We start from the raw sequence: 20,647 nt of genomic DNA, 5'->3' as shown, positions 1-20,647 counted from the left end.
CGTTCCTTTCGATAGGGGGTCTGCGGTGGACGGGTCAGCTGCGGCTGATCCGCCGTCTGCGCAGGCGCCACCCGTCCGGCGTGCGGACGGACGCCGGCGGCCCCCCGCCTCGGCCGGGTAGGTGCGGTCTCACGTGGAAGCGGGCGCCTGGTACTGGTGTCCCCAGTAGCTGTCCGCGGTGATCTCCTCCGCGGTGTAGGAGTCCTGGTCGACCATGACGCCCTCGCAGCCGACCTCGAGGTCCCAGCCTCCGGGGGTGGTGACGTAGAAGGAGACCATCTTGTCGTTGGTGTGCCGACCGAGGGTGACCGAGAGGTGGAAGCCGGCCCCGGTGACGCGGTCCAGCGCGCGGCCGACCTCGTCGAGGGTCTCGCACTCCACCATGATGTGGACCAACGCAGGCGACTTGAGGGCGTCGGTCGGGATCAGGGCGAGGCTGTGGTGGCGAGGGTTCACGCCCAGGAACCGCAGACGCCTGCCACCCCACTCCGGGGTGGGCGGCAGCCGGAAGGCACCCCGCGAGAAGAACCCCAGCGTGTCCGCGTAGAAGGAGAAGGCCCGGTCGACGTCGTCCACCGGAACGACGACGTGGCCGAGGCCGAGGCCACCGGCGATGAAGCGGTTGCCGTAGGGGGTGGCGAGGGGGGAGTGGTCCAGGGCGGCGCCGTGGAAGATCTCCACGGGGGTGCCGCCGGGAGCCTCGAACGCGAACGCCGCCTCGACCCGCCGGTTGTCCAACGTCTCCTGGTCCAGGGGCTTCGCGGGGATGCCCGCGCCCTCGACGACGGACTGGACGGCGGCGAGCGCCGCGCCGTCTCGGACCTCCCAGCCGATCGCCTCGACCCGGTCGTCGTCTCCCGGCAGCAGCACGATGCGGGCTGGGCGCTCGTCGAGGCGGAGGTGAAGCGCGCCCTCGTCGGCGCCGCTGCCGACGGCGAACCCGATCGCCGAGGCGAACCGCCGCCACGCGTCGAGATCGGTCGCCCGGACCCGGACGTAGCCGAGTGCACGAATGTCAGACATCAGTTCTCCTCGAGAGGGTTCTCGGTGCGGCGTAGAAGGAACTCCGACACGACACGCTCGAACTCGAGCTGTCGCTCCTGCATGGCCCAGTGTCCGCAGTTGGGGAACACGTGGAGCTCGGCGTTGCGGATGTTGCGCAGCGGGTGCAGGGCCCCCTCAAGCGGGGTGACCCGGTCGTCCCTGCCGTAGGTGAGCAGCGTGGGTTGGGTGATCTCGTGCAGCCGGGCCCAGACGGGAACCCCGGTTCCCGGCCCCTTGCTCATGGTGGCCATCGCCGCGCGGAAGAAGTCCCGCACGAAGTCGGTCCCCCCGGGCGCCGAGGCGGTCTGCCAGCGTCGCTCGACCCGCTCCTCGGTGAGGAACGCCTGGTCACCGACCATGGCGCGCATCCAGGTGACGAGCCGCTCGCGCGTCGGGTCCTCGCAGAACTCCACGAGGAGCCTGATGCCCTCGGTGGGCAGGGGGGCGAGCAGCGGCGGCGAGATGCCGCCGGGGCCCATCAGGACGAGCCTGCGCACCCGGTCCGGGTGGTCGAGGGTCAGCTGGGTGGCGACCGCGCCGCCGAGTGAGTTGCCGACGATGTCGACCCGGTCGATCCCCTCGGCGTCGAGCAGGCGGAGGATCGCGGCGATCGACGTGGTGGTGTAGGGAACGGACAGGTCCGGACGGTAGCTCTTGCCGAAGCCGGGCTGATCCGGGATCACCACCTGGAAATGCTCCGAGAACGCCGGAACGTTGGGCCCGAAGTTCGCCCATCCGGACACACCGGGTCCGGAGCCGTGCAGCAGGAGCAGAGCTCGGCCCGACCCGGCGAGGTGGTACTGGATCGGGTCCGGCCCGTCGAGGGTCCGGCTGGTGCCCTGTTCGGTGAGGTCGGGGGAGACCGTGGCGGTCACATGTCCTCCGTGTCAGATGAGGATGCGCTGGGCCGCAGCGGGCTCGATGCCCATCTCCGTGAGCGCAGTCGTGTGGTAGATCGAGCCGGGAACGTGGATCGCGTGCTGCAGACCGGCGTGCGAGTCCCGCCAGAAGCGCTGGAGAGGGTTGTCAGTGCGCAGGGCGTTCCCGCCCGAGCGGGCGAAGATCTGGTCACCCGCCCGCACCGCGCGCCAGGCGCAGCTGACCTGGTTGCGGCGGATGAGCGCCCGCTGCTCGAAGGTGACGGGTCTGCCGGCGTCGGCCAGGTCGTAGGCCCGGGAGATCCCGTCCAGAAGCTGGGTGCGTGCGGCGGCGATGTCGGCCGCCGCCTCGGAGATCGCGTAGAGCGAGTACGGGTCCTCCTTCACCTTCACCCCGGTCGCCATCGTGCGGCCCGCCTGGTACCCGTAATGCGCGGTGAGCAGACCCTCGGTGATGCCGACGACGGCGGCCGTGATGCCGAGGGGGAACATCGACCAGAAGGGCAGCCGGTACAGCGTTTCGGAGCGACCGGCACGCTGGGCGGCGATCTCGCCCTGGGCGACCTCGTTGGCATCGATGGTCCGGTACTCCGGGACGAACGCGCCGTCGATCCGGATGTCCTTCGATCCCGTGCCGCACAGTCCCATCACGTTCCAGGAGTCCTCGACGATCGTGTAGTCCCGCCGGGGCAGGATCACGTGCAGCACGCGAGGGGGCGAGAGGGGGTTGCCCTGCGCATCGCCGACGGCCGCACCGAGGAAGATCCAGTCGCAGTGGTCGGTCCCCGAGGAGAACTGCCAGTGCCCGCTGAGCGTGTAGCCGCCCTCGGTCGGCACAGCCACACCGCCGACCATGTACGGCGAGGCGATCCAGGTGTCCGGATCGTCTCCCCAGACCTCCTCCTGGACCCGCCGGTCACACAGCGCCATCTCCCACGGGTGCACCCCTCCGACGCCGCAGACCCAGCCGGTCGACCCGCAGACGCGTGCCACCGCCATCACGGCCTCGGCGAAGTCCCGGGGGTGCGCAGCGAAGCCGCCGTGGTCCTTGGGCTGCAGCATCCGCATCACGCCTGCCTCGCGGACGACGGCGACCGATTCGCTCGAGAGCTTGCCGAGGCGTTCGGTCTCGTCCGCTGCGGCGGCCAGCCGGGGCGCCAACGCCTCGACCTGCTGCACGATCTCGTGGGTCATCACGGCCTCCTGGCTGCACCTCGTCGACGTCCTGCGACCCGACCCACGGTAGGGAGGGGCGGGGCGGGCGCCCACCGATGTCTCGGTGAGCGGGAGCCTCGTGGAGTACGCGAGTTGTAGGCGGACCCGCCGACCGCGAGGACCACCGACCGCCTGGCCCGCAGGACCAGGCGGTCGCCGAAGACGGTGACGACCCACGCCGCTCATCGCGGCCGCGGCTCCCGCGACCCCGTACCCGAGGACGATCACGTCGGCGCTGTCCGCCCAGGTCGTGACCTCTGCCGCGCGGAGCGGCCGCGCCGTTCGCGGACATCACGCGACCTGGATCTGTGTGGCCGCGGCGAGACGCCCCAGCGACGTGCCGAGCACGCCCGCGCAACCGTGTGTTCGTGTCGGTCAGACGGTGACGGATTCGGTCGCCTTCAAGGACCGACTGATGTAGCGAGGAGCGAAGACCGTGAACAGCAGGAGCAGAGCGAGGGCCGCGAAGCCGGCCATCAGCAGCGCCGTGCTCTGGTAGCCGGTCTCGGCGTAGAGCGGGCCCGCCGCCGTCATGGTCGCGCCGGACGCGAGGAACGCGAACATGATGACCGGGGCGATGCTGGAGAAGGCGGAGGTCGCCACCTGCACACTGCCCGCGATCGACCCCTGGTCGTCCGCCGGTGCGTACTCGACCACGAGGTTGGGCACGGCCGCCATGGTCATGCCCGTCCCGGCCCCGGCGATCAGCGAGCTGATCAGGAGCTGGACGACGGTGTCGTTGAAGACGGTGAGCAGCAGGCCGGACACCAGCAGCAGCACGCAGCCGATGATCATCCACCGGCGACCGCCGAGCCTGCCTACGAGCTTGCCGACGAGGAACCCACCCACGACGACCGCGAGGGACAACGGCGTCGCGATCACGGCATAGGCGGTCGGCGTCAAGCCCAGGCCATAGCCGTTGCCCGGCGGAGCCAGCGAGAGCAGCGGGTACAGGGCCGACGACAGGGTGAACGCGGCATAGGCGAGCGCGCTGGTCACGGCGACCATCAGGATCGGGCGGCGGGTGAAGACCACCAGGTCCACGACCGGGTCGCGGTGTCGCCGCGACCAGAGGTAGAAGGCGCCGAGCACCAGCAGGCCTGCGATCACGAACCCGATCACGCCGACGGATCTCCAACCCCATGCCTGGCCCTGGCTGATCCCGATCAGGATCAGCGCGATCCCACCGCCGAGTAGGAACCCGCCGAGCACGTCGAGGGTGGCCGGCTTGCGCAGCGGCGACTCCGGGGTGCTGAGCAGGATGACGACGAACAGCAGGACGATCACGGCCACGTCGACCCAGAACAACCCGCGGAAACCGAACCTCTCCAGCAGGACCCCGACCAGCAGTGGGATGAACGCGCCGAAGATCCCCGTCCCGGTCACGCACAGACTGATGGCGAGCGGCAGGATCCTCTTCGGGAAGATGTCACGCATCAGGGAGTAGGACAGGAACATGCCTGCGATGGACAGGCCCTCCAGGCACCGGCCCGCGATCAGCACACCCATGGACGGCGCCAGCGCTGCGACGACACCACCGGCGCCCGCGAGGCCGAGGACGAGCAGCAGGATCAGACGCTTGCCGTAGATGTCGGCCATCCGACCGAGCAGTGGGCTCATGACCGCGCCCGTGAGGATGTAGCCGGTCAGCAGCCATCCACCCTGGGTGGAGGCGAAGTGCGCACTGAGTCGGGGAGGGCGATCGAGACGGTGGTGTAGCTGAGGGCCGTGTACTCCTGGACGAGGACCATGGCGATGAACGAGACGACGATCGCCGCCGTCCACCCCCCGCCACGGTCCTGAGGGCTCTCCGTCTCGGGCGTCTTCGGTGACGCTGCGGTCATGACGGTCTCCTGATGTGTCCGACGATGGGAACGGTGGCAGTGCGCTCGCGAACGAGGTCGAGGCGTCGTGAGGTCTCCGCCGGAGCCGGGTCCGTCGTCGCCGCTCCGACTCGGCGGCGGTCACCGCGGTATCCCGCGGCCGGGGCCCGTCCGCAGTGCAGGTGGCGGTGGCTCGTCGAGCGGGCGAACGCTAAACGCTGTGGTCTGGGTCAGGCCACTGGCGTCTCGATGACCGGGATGGTGCATGCGTAACAACGGTATGCCTGCCGACAGGACCCGCACACGGGCGATCCCGCTCAGCAGGGGTGGGGCCGGCTCAGGGGCTGGTCAGCTCGCGGAGTGACGCCTTGGCGACCTTCCCCGTGGCGGCCCGCGGCAGGGCGGGGAGCACGGACACGAACCGCGGGACCTTGAAGTTCGCCAACCGTTCCCGGCACCACGCGAGGATCTCCTCCTCCGACGGCGGTCCGACGTCTCGGCGCAGCGACACGAACGCGTGGCCGACCTCGCCGAGCCGCCTGTCCGGGGCGGCCACGACGGCGGCCTCCGACACGGCGGGGTGCGCGCACAGCACGTCCTCGACCTCGGCCGGGGACACGTTGAAGCCGCCGACGATGAAGATGTCCTTCAGCCGGCCGGTGACGTGCAGGTTGCCGTTCTCGTCCAGACGGCCGAGGTCGCCCGTGTGCAGCCAACCCGCCGTGTCGATCGCGGCGGCGGTGGCGTCGGGGTCGTCGGCGTACCCGGTCATCACGTTGTACCCGCGGACGAGGATCTCGCCGTCGGTGCCGTCGGGGGAGTCGATCCGCACCTGGACGTCGTCGACGGCGCGCCCGCTGGTCCGCACGACGACCTCGTCCGGGTCGTCCAGGCGGGACATGGTGGCGCACCCGGTCGCCTCGGAGAGGCCGTAGGCGGTGATGATGTCGGCGAAACCCAGGTCCGTGCGCATCCGGCGGACGAGCTCGGGCGGGATCGTCGACGCCCCCGTCACGGCGAGCCGGAGCGACGACAGGTCTCGCCCGGCCCGAGACGGTGCGTCCATCAGCTCCGTGTAGATGGTCGGCGGGCCGGGGATGCCGGTGATCCGCTCGCGCTCGACGATGTCGAGGACCCCCGCGGCGTCGAACCGACGGACGGGCACCGACGTCGCGCCGCGGATGATGCAGGAGACCAGTCCGCCCATCAGGCCGAAGCCGTGGAAGAACGGGTTGATCAGCAGGTAGCGGTCACCCGGCCGTAAGCCGATGATGTCGGCGTAGTTCCGGTACATCCGGACCACCTGCTCGTGGGTGTGCGGCACCCGCTTGGGACGACCGGTGGTGCCCGAGGTGAAGAGCAGCTGCAGGCGGGTCCCCGGGGTCACGCGCGCAACGGCGTCGGTCACCGCATCGGCGGGATGGGCCCGGCCCGCGGCGAGCAGGGCGTCCCAGCCGACGGTGCCCTCGGGCGCCACGTCCCCGATCGTGACCACGGTCCGCAGCCCGGGGACCTCCCCGGCCGCGTGCAGCATGCCGAGCTGGTCCTGACCGAGGAACCCCTGGTCGACCACGAGCCCGACCACGTCGGCGCCGACCAGCGCCTGCCGGGCCTCGTCACCGCGGTACCGGGTGTTCAGCGGCGCCAGCACCAGCCCTACGTAGTTGCACGCCAGCGCCGTGATCGTCCACCGGGCCGAGTTCGGAGCCCAGAGACTGACGACCTCGCCCGGCGTGAGGCCCTGCGCGAGCAGCCCGGCCGCCACCACCCCGACCTCCGCGAGCAGGCCGGGGTAGCCGAGCCGGAGCTCGCCGTCCACGATCGCCTCGAACTCGGCATACTCCTGCGCGGCGTACTGCAGCAGTCCGGGGATCGTGAAGGGGTACAGCACGTCCCGGTCCGAGTCCGAGTCGGTCACCCGGCGGTCCCTTCGTCGTCGCTGCCGGCGGCCGCGAGTGGGCCGGGTGGCAGGCTCGGTCATCCATTGACCCGCCGAGACTAGGCAGGCACTCCGCACCGGTCAAGCGCTTGGTTTGCAGCGTGGGGTCGGTCTCGGTCGGCGGACGGCCTGCTGGACGCGCCGTCCCACCGCTGATCGGATCCACCCGACGAAGCCCGGCGCGACCCCACGTGAACCGCGCCCGGACCGGATCTGGCTCGGCGGCTGAGCCCGACCCGGCACGTCGCGCCCCACTCGGCCCGGACGCCCGTTCCACTCAACGGGAACGGTGTCGTCTCGAACCACACGGTTCCCTAGCGTCGCCCGGCAGGTGCTCGGACCACCGTGTCCAGCTCGGTCCGCGGCCGGCGCCGGTCGCCGACGACTCGCCCACAACTTCGGAGGTCCTCCCCATGACGCGGAGTCCGCTACCCCCCGTCCCCGCTCGGGACATGGCCGTCGATCTCCTCGTCATCGGCGCCGGAACGGGCATGGGCGCCGCCCTCGCCGCGCACGAGCGGGGTCTGTCGACGCTGATCGTCGAGAAGACCGAGTTCGTGGGCGGGTCGACCGCCCGGTCCGGCGGGGCCTTCTGGATCCCCGCGAACCCGGTCCTGATGGAGAACGGATCCACCGACTCGCTCGAGCAGGGCGAGCGGTACCTCCGTGCCGCGGTGGGCGACAGCTCGCCCGAGGCACGCTGGCAGGCCTTCCTCGCGAACGGCAAGGCCGCCATCGACCTGCTGCGCCGCACGACGCCCCTGACGTTCCAGTGGACCAAGGGCTACTCCGACTACCACCCCGAGCTGGCGGGAGGCACGGCGGTCGGTCGCACCTGCGAGCCCCGTCCCTTCGACGTCTCCGTGCTGGGCGAGGAGCGGAACCGGCTGCGATCCGCGGGCGTGGAGGCCCCGGTGCCGATGCCCGTCACCAGCGCCGACTACAAATGGATGAACCTGATGTTCCGGATCCCGCACCGGGGCGTGCCGCGCGTGGTCAAGCGGTTCGCGCAGGGCCTGGGTGGTCTGGCCCTGCGCCGCGAGTACTCGTCCGCGGGCCACGCGCTGGCCGCGGGCCTGTTCGCCGGTGTGCTCGAGGCGGGCGTCCCCGTGTGGACCTGCACGGCGGTCGACCGCCTGCTGACCGGTGAGGGCGGGCGGGTCACCGGAGCGGTGCTCACCCAGAACGGGCGGGAGGTCACGGTCACCGCCCGGCGCGGGGTCGTGCTCGCCACCGGTGGCTTCGACCACGACATGGACATGCGCCACAAGTTCCAGCTCGAGGCCACGCAGCCCGGCTGGAGCCTGGGCAGCGAGGGCAACACCGGCGACGGCATCAAGGTCGGCGAGGAGGTGGGCGCCGCGACCGCGCTGATGGACCAGGCCTGGTGGTTCCCGGAGGTGGCGCCGCCGCCCGGAGGGGCCCCGTCGGTGCTGCTCGCCGAGCGGTCGTTGCCGGGACAGTTCATCGTCGACGGCTCCGGACGTCGGTTCGTGAACGAGGCGCTGGACTACATGTCCTTCGGCCAGCTGGTCCAGGAACGGGAACGGGCGGGCGACCCGGTCGGCGACATGTGGATGGTCTTCGACCGCGGCTACCGCAACAGCTACGTCTTCGCGGGCTCCCTGCTCCCGCGCATGCCGTTGCCCAAGGCCTGGTAAGACGCGGGGATCGCGCACCAGGCCACCGGCCCGGCCGAGCTGGCCCGGGCGATCGGTGTGCCCGCCGAGAACCTCGTCGCAACCTTCGCGCGGTTCAACGAGCTCGCCGGGCGCGGGGTGGACGACGACTTCCACCGCGGTGCGAGCGCCTACGACCGCTACTACGGGGACCCGACGGTCACCCCGAACCCGAACCTGCGGCCGCTGTCCGAGGACCTCTTCGCGGTGAAGATCGTCCTGGGTGACCTGGGTACCTGCGGCGGGCTGCGGGCGGACGAGTTCGGCCGGGTCCAGCGCAGTGACGACAGCGTCATCGAGGGGCTGTACGCACTGGGCAACACCGCGGCCAACACCTTCGGGACGACGTACCCCGGCGCCGGGGCGACGATCGGTCAGGGGCTGGTGTTCGGCTACATCGTCGCCCAGCACGCCGCGCGGCTCGCGGTCCAGAACTAGACCCTCGAGGGTCGGCACACCGAACACCGCGCCACGGTTCGGATCGTGGCGTGCGGAGGAGAGGCGAACACATGTCGGATTTCCCCACGCCCGGAACGTCTGCGGAGCTGCCTGCGGAGGTCGACGTCGTCGTCGCAGGCTCAGGTGCCGCGGCGCTCACCGGTGCCTACACGGCAGCCAAGCGAGGGCTGCGCGTCCTGGTTCTGGAGAAGACCGACCGCCTCGGCGGCACCAGCGCGTACTCGGGCGCAGGCCTGTGGCTGCCCGGCAACGACGTCCAGCGTCGTGGGGGAGTGCAGGACTCGGTCGAAGCCGGGCTGGAGTACCTGCGGGCGACCGTCGGCGACCGCACGCCCGCCGACCTGCAGCAGGCCTACGTCCGGTCGGGCCCCGAGCTGGTCGCCTTCCTCGAGCGCGACCCGGCGATCGAGTTCGAGACCATGCCCTTCCCGGACTACTTCGAGGCGCCCGGCCGGGCGAAGCCTGCCGGCCGCGCCATCTGTCCCGCGCCGTTGGCAGGCTCCGAGCTGGGTGACCGGCTCGCGCAGCTGCGGCCGACCATGAACGCCGACAAGTTCGGCGAGCAGGTCCCGCGGGACACCCTCACCCACGGGCAGGCCCTCATCGCCCGGCTCCTGCTCGCGATCGACGCGACCGGGAACGCCGACATCCGCACCGGGTGCCCCCTCGAGTCGCTCGTGAAGGTGGACGGCCGCGTGGTGGGTGTGCGCGCAGGCGGCCGGGAGGTCCGCGCGAGGGCGGGGGTGCTGGTCGCGGCGGGCGGCTACGAGTGTGACGGCGACCGGAGGCAGCGCTTCCATGGCCTGCCCACCGGGGACTGGACCGCGGCCTACCCCGGCTCCAACACCGGGGACGCGCTCGAGGCGTTGGAGGGGGTCGGTGCCGGGGTCGACCTGCTCGACGAGGCCTGGTGGTGTCCCGCGACCCTGTTCCCGAACGGGCGCGCGGTCTTCACCCTCGGCCTGACCGCCGGGATCTTCGTCGGCCCGGACGGCACACGGTTCGGCAACGAGTCGCTGCCCTACGACCGGATGGGCCACATCCTGCTCGACCGGATCCACGAGCTCGGGCCGGACGTCGAGTTCTGGTGGGTCTTCGACTCCCGTACCGAGACCCCGCCCGGGATCGTGTCCCCGGTCCCCGACAAGGAGGAGCTTCGAGCGGCGAAGCTCTGGCGCACCGCGGACACGGTCGAGGGGCTGGCGACGGAGATCGGGGTCCCCGCCGTGGCACTGCGCGAGACGGTGGACCGGTTCAACGGGTTCGCCGCCTCCGGCACGGACGACGACTTCCACCGCGGCGAGGACGACTACGACCGGTTCTTCGCCGTCGGGGACGGCCCGAACCCCGCTCTGGTGCCGCTGGACCGTGGTCCCCTGCATGCCGTCCGCATCGTGCTGAGCGACCTCGGTTCGAAGGGCGGCGCCCGGATCGGTACGTCGGGCGAGGTGCTGGACACCGACGGCAGGCCGATCCCGGGCCTGTTCGCCGCGGGCAACTCGTCGGCGTCGGTCACCGGGCACGTCTACCCGGGACCCGGCACCCCCCTCGGCTCGGGGATGGTCTTCGCCCACCGGGCGGCGAACGCGATGCACGCGGCCACCCAGCAGCCCGTGAGCGACGCGGCCCGGGGATAGCGGGCCCCCGAGGGTGTCTCCCGCAGCCGCGGGCGGCGTGCACACGGTGTATCCCCGACCGCGTAGCCCGCACGACCGAGCACCAGACCGACCGATCCGGCCCCGCGCCCGTGAGCGCGGGGCCGGGTCGTCGTCGCTCAGGGGTGCACGATCTCCCGCCGCCGCAACCGCCATCCGTCCGGGGTGCGGGCGAACTCGTCGTGGTACTCGCCCATCGTCACCAGCCGCGGCTCCGCGTCGAGACCGACGTAGTAGCGGAAGTAGGACCTGCTGGACGCCCGGTCGCCGGTGACGTCCACCATCGTCGTCGTCGGGACGTGGTGCGTGTGGGTGCCGGGGCCCTGGATGCCGGCGTCGCGCCGCTCCTGTGCACCCGAGAGGATGTCCGACAGACCCCTCCGGGCCTGCTGCGGGAGGCCGACGGCGGACGCGGCGGGCAGGTGCCACTCCGCGTCGTCGGTGAAGCACCGGCCGTACTCCGCGAGGTCGCCGGTGTCGGCGAGCTGAGCGATTCGGACGATCAGCTTGGCGATCTCATGCTCGTCCACGATCTGCTGCAGGCGTGGGTCATCCATGATCGACTCCTGGTGTCGTGGGGCACCGCCACTCGGGCGACGTCGGCATCCGTGCCGTGCCCTCGAATCTGGCAGTCCGCGGTGGTCGGCGGAACATGGTCATCCGGTGAGTGGGACCGATCGACGTCTCGCCGAGGTCACGTGCCGTCGACCGGGAGACAGGTCCCGGTCACGTCGGTCGCGCCGAGCAGGAGGCGCTCGATCGTCGCGGCGGTCTCATCCGGGTCCGCGGGGCGGCCCAGGGGAGTGCGGACGGCGACCTCCGACATGGCGTACCCCTCGTCCACCATCCCGCTGCACGAGCGGGGTCAGCGGGTGGCCCGGCCCGCCTCACCCGAGTCGCTCCAGGATCGTGACGTTGGCCTGGCCGCCGCCCTCGCACATGACCTGCATGCCGTACCGCCCGCCGGTCCGCTCGAGCTCGTGCAGCAGCGTGGTCATCAGCCGGGCACCGGTGGCGCCGAGCGGGTGACCCAGGGCGATGGCGCCCCCGTTGACGTTGACCTTGGCCGGGTCGGCCTTCGACTCGACCAGCCAGGCCTGCACCACGGAGGCGAACGCCTCGTTGATCTCGACGAGGTCGATGTCGTCGATCGACATCTCGGCGCGGGCCAGGGCGTGGGCGGTGGCCGGGATGGGGGCCGTGAGCATCCACACCGGGTCCGCGCCGCGGGCGGACAGGTGGTGCACCCGCGCCCGCGGGGTCAGACCGAACCGGCGGACGGCTTCGGCCGAGGCGACCAACAGGGCGGCGGCTCCGTCGGAGATCTGGCTGGACACCGCCGCGGTGACCGTCCCGCCCTCGCGGACGGGCGGGAGGGAGCGGATCTTCGCCCAGTTCGGTTCCCGCGGCCCCTCGTCCTGCCGGAGCCCGGCGACCGGCACGATCTCCCGGTCGAACCGGCCCTCGGCGCGCGCCGTGAGCGCCCGCTCGTGCGAGGTCACCGCGAACTCCTCCATGGCGTCCCGCGAGATGCCCCAGTGCTCGGCGATCATCTCGGCGGAGCGGATCTGGTCGACCTCCTGGTCGCCGTAGCGGGCGGTCCAGCCCGTCGAGCCGGAGAAGGGGTCCGGGAAGCCCATCGGCTGCGCCACGGTCATCGCGGAGCTGATCGGGATGGCGCTCATGTTCTGCACGCCGCCCGCGACCACCAGGTCGGCGGTACCGCTCATGACCGCCTGGGCGGCGAAGTGCACGGCCTGCTGGGAGGAGCCGCACTGGCGGTCGACCGTGACGCCCGGCACCTCCTCCGGCAGGCCCGCGGCCAGCCAGCTGGTCCGGGCGATGTCCCCGGCCTGGGGCCCGATGGTGTCGACGCAGCCCATGATGACGTCCTCGACCAGGGCCGGGTCGACGCCGGACCGTTCGAGCAGCGCGCTGAGGACGGCGGCACCCAGGTCGGCGGGGTGTACGGCGGCCAGGCCGCCGCCCCGCCTGCCCACCGGGGACCTGACCGCCTCGACGAGGTATGCCTCTGCCATGGGACTCCTTCGACTCGTGACCGGCGAGGGGCACCGAACGTCTGCACGCGGTGCGGCCGGAGCTTCCCCGAGAGTAGAACCCAAGCGCTTGGTCGGCCAGCGTCGCACCCGTTCGACGCGCCGGTGCGCCTGCCGGGAGGATCGACGGTGACGGCCGCTCCGTCGCCGCGGGGACCCGCTACCGGGGCGGACCGGCGGCTGCCGCTCGACCTGCCTTCCTGCCGAAGAAGGTGCAGTCGGCGAGGCTCAGACCGGAGCTGTAGGTGTGGCCGGTGCGCGGCAGGCCCGAGGTGACGCGGCCCGCCGCGAACAGGCCCGGGACCGGGGCTCCGTCGCGTCCCAGGACCTCGCCGGAGACGTTCGTCGCCAGGCCGCCGAGAGTGAAGTAGGTGAAGGTGCTCTTGGTGAAGTTCAGCTCCAGGGCGGCGAAGGGCCCGTCGTCGAGCACCTTCAGCCAGGCGGGAGCCTTGTGGTGCAGGGGGTCTCGCCCCTCGGCGGCGTAGCGGTTGAAGGTGTGCACGGTGCGCGCCAGGCTCTCCTCCGGCAGGCCCAGCTCGCGTTCGACCTCCTCCCACGTCTCCCCGACGGCCGCGACGGAGATCCGTGCGGCGTCGAGCGGACGGCCGAAGATCGCGTCGTCGACGAGCAGCCAGACCTTGGAACCGGGCTGGTCGAGCATCGCGCGGCTGACCCGCCCGTGGTAGCAGTCCTCGTTGACGAAGCGCTGCCCCGCCTCGTTGACGAAGATCCCCTTGACCAGGTCGGGCGGCACGATCCAGGGGCACGTCGTGAAGAACTCGTCCATGTGCACGGCGTTGCCCCCGGCGCCGACTCCCATCTGGATGCCGGACCCGTTGTCGTTCTCGCCGATCGGCGTGGAGAGTCGCAGGGTCTTCGGGGCGTGCTGGGCGAGCATGTCGCGGTTCATGCCGAACCCGCCGGTCGCGAGGACGACGCCGCGCCGTGTCCGGACGTGCACGGGTCGGTTGTCGATCCGTACGACGATGCCGATCACCCGCTCGTCGTCGTCGAGCACGAGACACTGTGCCCGGGCGTTGAGGCGCACGTCCACTCCGGCCTCGCGGACACGGGCCTCGAGGATGTCCATCAGTGCGCGGCCGCCACCGACCCCGACGTACTGGATGGTGTGCCCACGGGGGGCAGGCGTGGCCGCCTCGGCGAACGGCCAGGCCTGCTCGCTGCCGGACCAGATGAGCGTGTCGTCGGTTTCCGGCTCGATGATCTTCCCCGGCAGGAACGTCCCCTTGTACGGGACGCCCTGCTCCTTCAGCCAGGTGAAGTGGTCGGGGCTCTCGTTCGCGTACACCTCGCACTTCTCGAGGTCCGGGTCGTCACCCCCGACCATGGTCAGGTAGGAGCGGAGGGCCTCGGTCGTGTCCTCGAAACCGGCGTTCCGCTGGACCTCGGTGCCGCCGAGGTAGATCTCGCCGCCCGACAGGGCGGAGGCGCCGCCGCTGCCTGCGCCGGACTCGAAGAGCGCGACCTCGGCGCCGGCGTGCGCGGCCTCCAGGGCGGCGCACGCCCCGGCCGCGCCGAACCCGACGACGGCGACGTCCGTCGTGAGGTCCCACGAGGTGACGTCCGTGGCGTGCAGGGGTCGGTACGGGGTTCCACGCATCGGGGCCCTCCGGGGTCGTGGTGGCTGTCGGGCGGGAATGTAGGGCGGGCCGCTCCTGTCGGGGTCCGGTGTCCCGACCACCGGGAGCGACCTGGACGGGTGGGTGGGACCGGGCTGAGGTGTGCCTGTCGGGGACGTCGCCGTCGGTGTACGGTGCAAAGCAAGCGATTGGTTGGTCTAGGGAGGCGAGATGGCGACTGCGGTGGACGGGCCGGACGCGGTGATCGTGGCGGCAGCGCGGTCGCCGATCGGCCGGGCCGGCAAGGGCTCGCTCCGCGAGCTGCGGCCGGACGACCTCGCCGCGCAGATCGTCCGCGCGGCGCTGGACCAGGTGCCCTCGCTCGACCCGAGCGGCATCGACGACCTGCTGATGGGCTGCGGGCAGCCTGCGGGCGAGCAGGGCTATGGGATCGGTCGCGCCGTGGGTGTCCTGCTCGGGCTCGACACCGTCCCCGGCGCGACGGTCCAGCGCTACTGCGCCTCGAGCGTGCAGACCACGCGGATGGCGATGCACGCGATCCGGTCCGGCGAGGCGGACGTGATCGTCTCGGCGGGTGTCGAGTGTGTCTCGCGGTACGGCGCCGGGAAGTCCGACGGGATGCCGGACACCCGCAACCCGCTCTTCGCCGAGGCCGCACGGCGTGCCGAGCAGCGTGGGGCGGGCGGGGAGCCCTGGACGGACCCGCGGGCGGACGGTGCGCTGCCGGACCTCTACATCGCGATGGGGCAGACCGCGGAGAACGTCGCGGACATGTACGCCGTCTCCCGCCAGGCACAGGACGAGTACGCGGCGCTGAGCCAGAACCGCGCGGAGACGTCGATCAAGTCGGGCTTCTTCGAGCGCGACATCACCCCGGTGACCCTGCCGGACGGGTCGCTGGTGACCGCGGACGACGGGCCCCGCCCCGGCGTCACCGCCGACAAGCTCGCCGCCCTCTCGCCCGTGTTCCGGGAGAACGGCACGGTCACGGCGGGCAACTGCTGCCCGCTGAACGACGGGGCCGCGGCCCTGGTCGTGATGTCGGACCGGCGGGCCGCCGATCTCGGGATCACCCCGTTGGCCCGGGTCGTCGCCTCGGGGGTCTCCGCGCTGAGCCCGGAGATCATGGGTCTCGGCCCGGTCGAGGCGGTCCGCCGGGCGCTCGGCCATGCGGGGATGTCCGTCGGCGACGTGGATCTGATCGAGCTCAACGAGGCCTTCGCCGCGCAGGTGCTGCCCTGCGTCGACGAGCTCGGCATCCCCGTCGACCGGGTGAACGTCCACGGTGGCGCCATCGCGCTGGGCCACCCCTTCGGTCAGACCGGTGCGAGGATGACCACGACCCTGATCCACGCCCTGCAGGATGCGGACCGGTCGGTCGGGGTCGTCACCATGTGCGCCGCGGGCGGGCAGGGTATGGCCCTCGTCCTCGAGCGGACGAGCTGACCACGACCATGCGGATCCCCGCGGCAGCCCCAGGAGGCACCAGATGAGCACGGCAGTCCCGGCCACCCACGGTGTCTCCGTCGTTGACGACGGCGGGGGTGTCGTCGAGATCGTGATGGACGCCCCGCCGGTCAACGCACTGAGCGCGGCGGGCTGGTTCGCGCTCGCCGACGCGCTGCGCACCGCGGGGGCGGACCCGGCCACGCGCGTCGTCGTCCTGCGCGCCGAGGGTCGCGGTTTCAACGCGGGCGTCGACATCAAGGTCATGCAGGCCTGCCCGGACAACTCCGAGCTCATCGGGGTCAACCGCGGCTGCTACGCGGCCTTCGAGGCCGTCTACGACTGCCCGGTGCCGGTGATCTCCGCCGTGCACGGGTTCTGCCTCGGCGGCGGGATCGGCCTGGTGGGCAACTCCGACATCATCGTGGCGAGCACCGACGCGACCTTCGGGCTGCCCGAGGTCGACCGCGGCGCGCTCGGCGCGGCCACCCACCTCTCCCGCCTCGTGCCGCAGCACCTGGCCAGGGCCATGGTGTACACCGCGAAGCCCGCCACTGCGCAGCAGCTGCACGCCTTCGGCTCCGTGCACAGCGTGGTCGCCCGCGAGGAGCTGCGGGACACCGCGCTCGAGCTGGCGGGCGACATCGCGGCGAAGTCCCCGACGATCATCCGAGCGGCCAAGGAGTCGCTCAACGGGATCGACCTGTGGGACGTCAAGCGCAGCTACCGCTACGAGCAGAGCTTCACCTTCGAGCTCAACCTCTCCGGCGTGGCGGACGAGGTCCGCAACACGTTCGGACGCTGAGGCGCGGACATGGACCTGAGCTGGACCGACGACCAACAGGCCTTCCGCGCGGAGGCCCGCGAGTGGCTCACCGCGAACGTCCCCGCACGCCCCCTCCCGTCCGGGGACACCCGAGGGGGCTTCACCGCACACCTCGAGTGGGAGCGCACGCTGTTCGAGGGCCGGTGGGCGGTGGTCTCCTGGCCCGCGGCCTACGGCGGCCGGGACGCGTCGCTCTGGGAGTGGCTGATCTTCGAGGAGGAGTACTACCGGGCGGGGGCCCCGCAGCGGGTGACCCAGAACGGGATCTTCCTGCTCGCGCCCACACTCTTCGAGTTCGGCTCGCAGGAACAGCAGGACACGCTGCTGCCACGGATGGCGGCCGCCCAGGACCTGTGGTGCCAGGGCTGGTCCGAGCCGGGCGCCGGGAGCGACCTGGCCGCCCTGACCTCGCGTGCGACCGAGGTGGACGGGGGTTGGCGGCTCTCCGGGCAGAAGACCTGGACGACCCGGGGGGCGTTCTGCACCCACCTGTTCGGGCTGTTCCGCTCGGACCCGGAGTCGGAACGGCACAAGGGGCTCACCTACTTCCTCGTGCCGCTCGACGCCGAGGGCGTCACCGTCCGCGGGTTCGGCAGGCTGGACGGCGACGAGGGCTTCGCCGAGGTCTTCCTGGACGACGTCTTCGTGCCGGACACCGCGGTGCTGGGTGGGGTCGGGAACGGCTGGCGGGTGGCGATGGCGACGACGGGGTCCGAGCGCGGGCTCACACTCCGCTCGCCCGGGCGGTTCCTGGAGTCGACCCGCAGGCTCCGCGAGCTGGCGGCGGAGCACCCGGAGCGGCTGTCCGGCCGGGTGCGCGAGGACGTGGTCGACGCCTCGATGCGCGCGCAGGCCTACCAGCTGTTCACCCTGGCCCAGGTCAGCGACCTGGTCACTGGGACCCCCGCGGGGGCGGAGTCCAGCCTGAACAAGATCTTCTGGTCGGAGCTCGACATCCTCACCCACCGCACCGCCCTGGCCCTGCGCGGCGCCGAGGCCGCGGTCGACGAGTCCTGGAGCCGCGGGTTCCAGTTCTCCCTCGCCGGCCCGATCTACGCGGGCACGAACGAGATCCAGCGCACGATCGTCGCCGAGCGGGTCCTCGGCCTGCCGAGGGTGGGGAGGTAGCGGTGGACTTCCGCCTCTCCGAGCTGCAGCGCGAGCTGGCCTCCGCGACCCGGGACCTGCTCGACGCCCGCTGCCCGGCGTCGGTCGTCAGGGCGTCGCGGGAGAAGCCGGACGGCGTGGCCGACCTCTGGTCCGCCCTCGCCGAGCTGGGTCTGCCCGGCGCCCTCGTCCCCGAGGACGCGGGCGGGCTGGGGCTCTCGACCACCGATCTCCTCCCCGCCCTGCAGGAGACCGGACGGGCCGCCGTGCCCGCACCGATCGTGGAGACCGCGCTCGTCGCCGTGCCGCTGCTGGCTGCGGCCGGGAACGCCGAGCTGGTCGCCGCGGTCGCGGCGGGCGACGCCGTCGTCACGGTCGCCCCGGCGGGGGAGCCGGTGCCCTGGGCGGCCGCCGCCACGCACGTCGTGCTGTTGGGCGAGCACGTCTCCCTGCTGACCCGCGCGGAGCTGCGGGGGGAACCCGTGCCCGCGGTGGACGGCTCACGGCCGCTCACCGTGCTCGGCGGGGAGGCCGGCCACGGCGAGACCCACGGCGAGGCCCTCGGCACCGAGCCCGCCCTGGGGCGGTCCGCCCGAGCGCGGGCGGCGGTGGGCCTGGCGGCACAGCTCGTCGGGCTCGCCGAGCGTCAGCTGTCGATCACCGTCGAGTACGTGGCCGATCGCCGTCAGTTCGGTGTGCCGGTCGGCAGCTTCCAGGCTGTCAAGCACCACCTGGCCGACGCCCTGCTCGCCGTCCGGTTCGCCCGGCCCGCGGTCCTCGCCGCCGGGCTGGCGCTCGACGCCGACCCGGTCGCCGCGGACGCGGCGACCGCGCGGGCGGTGGCGTTGGCGAAGGCGACAGCGTCGGACGCCGCGGACCTGGTGTCGACGACCGCCGTCCAGTGCCACGGCGCGATGGGCTACACGGACGAGTACGACCTCCAGCTGTACGCGAAGCGGGGCTGGGCGTTGGCTGCCGCATGGGGCACCGCGACCGAGCACCGCGCCGCCTACGGCGACGCTCTCGGCCTCCCACGTTCGCACTAGAGACGCCATCGAGTACGGAAGAGGACCACGATGACCGCAACCCAGCCGGTCCCCGCGGAGTCGGACGAGGCCACCGAGCCGGTCGTCCGCTACGAGACCGAGGGCGGCGTCGCGTACGTCACCATGAACCGGCCGCAGTACCGCAACGCCCAGAACTCGGCCATGACCTACGCCCTCGACGACGCGTTCTACCGCGCCGCGGAGGACGACGGGGTCACCGTGATCGTGCTGCGCGGCGAGGGGACGCACTTCAGTGCGGGGCACGACATCGGCACCCCCGGACGGGACGTCGACACGTCGTTCCCGCGGCGTGCCGGTCTGTGGTGGGACCACGTCGGGAAGTCGGGCGGCGAGTCCCGCTTCGCCCGTGAGTCCGAGGTCTACCTCGGGATGTGCAGGCGGTGGCGGGAGCTGCCCAAGCCGGTCATCGCGCAGGTGCAGGGGGCGTGCATCGCAGGCGGTCTGATGCTGGCGTGGGTGTGCGACTTCATCGTCGCCTCGGACGACGCCTTCTTCGCCGATCCCGTGGTCCGCATGGGCATACCGGGCGTGGAGTACTTCGCCCACCCGTGGGTGATGGGTCCCCGGCAGGCCAAGGAGTTCCTGTACCTCGGGGAGCGGGTCGACGCCGCGCGGGCGCGGGAGTGGGGCATGGTCAATCACGTGGTCCCGCGCGCCGAGCTGCCCGAGTTCACCCGGTCCATCGCCGAGCGGATCGCGGCGATGCCGCGCTTCGGGTTGGCGCTGACCAAGAAGGCGATCAACCAGGCGGAGGATCTGATGGGGCAGTCGTCGGGCGTGGACTCCGTCTTCGGGCTGCACCATCTCGCGCACGCCCACAACGCGGAGATCGGCGTCGACTCGCTGGCCGGGCAGGACGCGCGCAGCATGCGGGACTCCCGGCGCGGGGCCGAGGGTGGCCCCGCAGGCACGACGGGGGAGGGGGCCTGATGGCGCGCGTCGCGATCGTCACCGGGGCGGGTCAGGGTCTGGGACGGGCGCACGCCCACGCCTTCGCCGCCGAGGGCTACGCCGTCGTGGTCAACGACGTCGGGGCGGCCGCGGAGACCGTGGCCGCGGAGATCGCCGCCACGGGCGGCACCGCCGTGGCCTCCACGGGGGACGTCTCGAGCTGGGAGTACGCCGAGCAGCTGGTCGGCACGGCGGTGGAGCGGTTCGGGCGGCTGGACGTGCTGGTCAACAACGCGGGTCTGGTGCGCGACCGGATGCTGGTCGGGATGAGCGAGGCCGAGTGGGACCTGGTCCTGCAGGTCGACCTGAAGGGTCACTTCTGTCCGCTGCGCCATGCCGCCGCGTACTGGCGGGCACAGGCGAAGGCGGGGGCAGGCTCCGGCGGGCGGATCGTGAACACCAGCTCGGGCGCCGGGCTCATGGGCAGCGTCGGGCAGGGCAACTACTCCGCCGCGAAGGCCGGGGTGCTGGGGCTGACGTTCGTCGCCGCCGCCGAGCTCGCCCGCTACGGCGTCACCGTCAACGCCCTGGCGCCCGCCGCACGCACACCGATGACCGAGTCGGTCTTCGCCGAGATGATGTCCACCACGGACGCGGAGTTCGACGCGATGGCCCCGGAGAACGTCTCCCCGCTGGTCGTGTGGTTGGGATCCGAGGAGGCCGGAGGGGTCACGGGTCGGGTCTTCGAGGTCGAGGGCGGCCGGATCGGGCTGGCGGACGGCTGGCGTTACGGGCTGCGACGTGAACAGCAGCGGCGCTGGGAGGTCCCCGAGGTGGGCAAGGCCGTATTGGACCTGATCGCCGAGGCGGAGCCGCCGACTCCTGTCTACGGGGCGTAGGCGTGAACGTGGCGCTCCTGGGCGGGGGTGGGGCCGGGCGACCCGCCGCCGCCGTCTCGGT

General features: G+C 72.2%; 16 protein-coding genes and 1 pseudogene. 8 read left to right on the top strand and 9 right to left on the bottom strand.

Going from position 1 to position 20,647, the window contains the following annotated elements; genetic code table 11:
- Positions 1-129 precede the first annotated feature (129 nt).
- From ABD993_RS12380 to ABD993_RS12360, 5 genes are all read right to left on the bottom strand, one after another.
- Positions 130-1,023 (bottom strand): VOC family protein, encoded by an 894-nt coding sequence (locus ABD993_RS12380; protein ID WP_345416258.1) that lies wholly within the window; start codon positions 1,021-1,023, stop codon positions 130-132.
- Entirely contained in the window at positions 1,023-1,919 is an 897-nt protein-coding gene (locus tag ABD993_RS12375) for an alpha/beta fold hydrolase (protein WP_345416256.1), read from the bottom strand. Before ABD993_RS12375 ends, ABD993_RS12380 begins: the two co-directional genes overlap by 1 nt.
- Positions 1,920-1,931: 12 nt before the next feature.
- Positions 1,932-3,116 carry an acyl-CoA dehydrogenase family protein gene (locus ABD993_RS12370; RefSeq protein ID WP_345416253.1) on the bottom strand — a complete coding sequence of 395 codons (1,185 nt, stop codon included), beginning with the start codon at positions 3,114-3,116 and terminating at the stop codon, positions 1,932-1,934.
- Between the two features lie 396 nt (positions 3,117-3,512).
- Positions 3,513-4,922: an MFS transporter gene (locus ABD993_RS12365; RefSeq protein WP_345416250.1), complete on the bottom strand. Its 1,410-nt coding sequence runs from the start codon at positions 4,920-4,922 to the stop codon at positions 3,513-3,515.
- 375 nt (positions 4,923-5,297) lie between these two features.
- Complete coding sequence (locus tag ABD993_RS12360; protein WP_345416247.1) at positions 5,298-6,878, bottom strand: AMP-binding protein; 1,581 nt, start codon at positions 6,876-6,878, stop codon at positions 5,298-5,300.
- Between the two features lie 434 nt (positions 6,879-7,312).
- Here ABD993_RS12360 and ABD993_RS12355 point away from each other — a divergent pair.
- Both ABD993_RS12355 and ABD993_RS12345 read left to right on the top strand, forming a co-directional pair.
- Positions 7,313-9,016 (top strand): annotated as a pseudogene (locus tag ABD993_RS12355) (3-ketosteroid-delta-1-dehydrogenase).
- 71 nt (positions 9,017-9,087) lie between these two features.
- A complete protein-coding gene (locus ABD993_RS12345) occupies positions 9,088-10,674 on the top strand; it encodes an FAD-dependent oxidoreductase (protein ID WP_345416238.1) in 1,587 nt (528 codons plus the stop codon).
- A gap of 137 nt (positions 10,675-10,811) precedes the next feature.
- On the opposite strand, the gene ABD993_RS12340 is transcribed toward ABD993_RS12345, so the two are convergent.
- The 4 genes from ABD993_RS12340 to ABD993_RS12325 all read right to left on the bottom strand — a co-directional run bounded on the left by ABD993_RS12340 (position 10,812) and on the right by ABD993_RS12325 (position 14,370).
- The gene (locus ABD993_RS12340; protein WP_345416235.1) at positions 10,812-11,249 is read right to left on the bottom strand and encodes a nuclear transport factor 2 family protein; all 438 of its coding nucleotides are present in this window, start codon (positions 11,247-11,249) and stop codon (positions 10,812-10,814) included.
- Between the two features lie 137 nt (positions 11,250-11,386).
- On the bottom strand, positions 11,387-11,518 hold the full coding sequence (locus tag ABD993_RS12335; protein WP_345416232.1) for a hypothetical protein: 132 nt from the start codon (positions 11,516-11,518) through the stop codon (positions 11,387-11,389).
- Positions 11,519-11,579: 61 nt separating this feature from the next.
- Positions 11,580-12,731, bottom strand: a complete 1,152-nt coding sequence (locus ABD993_RS12330; protein ID WP_345416229.1) for an acetyl-CoA C-acetyltransferase — start codon at positions 12,729-12,731, stop codon at positions 11,580-11,582.
- Between the two features lie 178 nt (positions 12,732-12,909).
- Positions 12,910-14,370, bottom strand: a complete 1,461-nt coding sequence (locus ABD993_RS12325) for an FAD-dependent oxidoreductase (RefSeq protein ID WP_345416226.1) — start codon at positions 14,368-14,370, stop codon at positions 12,910-12,912.
- Between the two features lie 190 nt (positions 14,371-14,560).
- Here ABD993_RS12325 and ABD993_RS12320 point away from each other — a divergent pair, with 190 nt between their 5' ends.
- From ABD993_RS12320 to ABD993_RS12295, 6 genes are read left to right on the top strand one after another with little or no spacing between them, the layout of a single operon-like run.
- Positions 14,561-15,796 (top strand): acetyl-CoA C-acetyltransferase, encoded by a 1,236-nt coding sequence (locus ABD993_RS12320; RefSeq protein ID WP_345416223.1) that lies wholly within the window; start codon positions 14,561-14,563, stop codon positions 15,794-15,796.
- A gap of 43 nt (positions 15,797-15,839) precedes the next feature.
- Positions 15,840-16,601 (top strand): enoyl-CoA hydratase family protein, encoded by a 762-nt coding sequence (locus tag ABD993_RS12315; RefSeq protein WP_345416220.1) that lies wholly within the window; start codon positions 15,840-15,842, stop codon positions 16,599-16,601.
- A gap of 9 nt (positions 16,602-16,610) precedes the next feature.
- Positions 16,611-17,750: an acyl-CoA dehydrogenase family protein gene (locus tag ABD993_RS12310; protein WP_345416217.1), complete on the top strand. Its 1,140-nt coding sequence runs from the start codon at positions 16,611-16,613 to the stop codon at positions 17,748-17,750.
- Between the two features lie 2 nt (positions 17,751-17,752).
- On the top strand, positions 17,753-18,775 hold the full coding sequence (locus ABD993_RS12305) for an acyl-CoA dehydrogenase family protein (RefSeq protein WP_345416214.1): 1,023 nt from the start codon (positions 17,753-17,755) through the stop codon (positions 18,773-18,775).
- Positions 18,776-18,805: 30 nt separating this feature from the next.
- Positions 18,806-19,726 (top strand): enoyl-CoA hydratase, encoded by a 921-nt coding sequence (locus tag ABD993_RS12300; RefSeq protein WP_345416211.1) that lies wholly within the window; start codon positions 18,806-18,808, stop codon positions 19,724-19,726.
- The gene (locus tag ABD993_RS12295; RefSeq protein WP_345416209.1) at positions 19,726-20,586 is read left to right on the top strand and encodes an SDR family oxidoreductase; all 861 of its coding nucleotides are present in this window, start codon (positions 19,726-19,728) and stop codon (positions 20,584-20,586) included. The genes ABD993_RS12300 and ABD993_RS12295 overlap by 1 nt, the downstream gene beginning before the upstream one ends.
- Positions 20,587-20,647 lie beyond the last annotated feature (61 nt).

The sequence above is a fragment of the Pseudonocardia xishanensis genome (assembly GCF_039541715.1).
GTDB lineage: Bacteria > Actinomycetota > Actinomycetes > Mycobacteriales > Pseudonocardiaceae > Pseudonocardia > Pseudonocardia xishanensis.
This window is presented reverse-complemented; position numbering and strand designations above follow the sequence as displayed.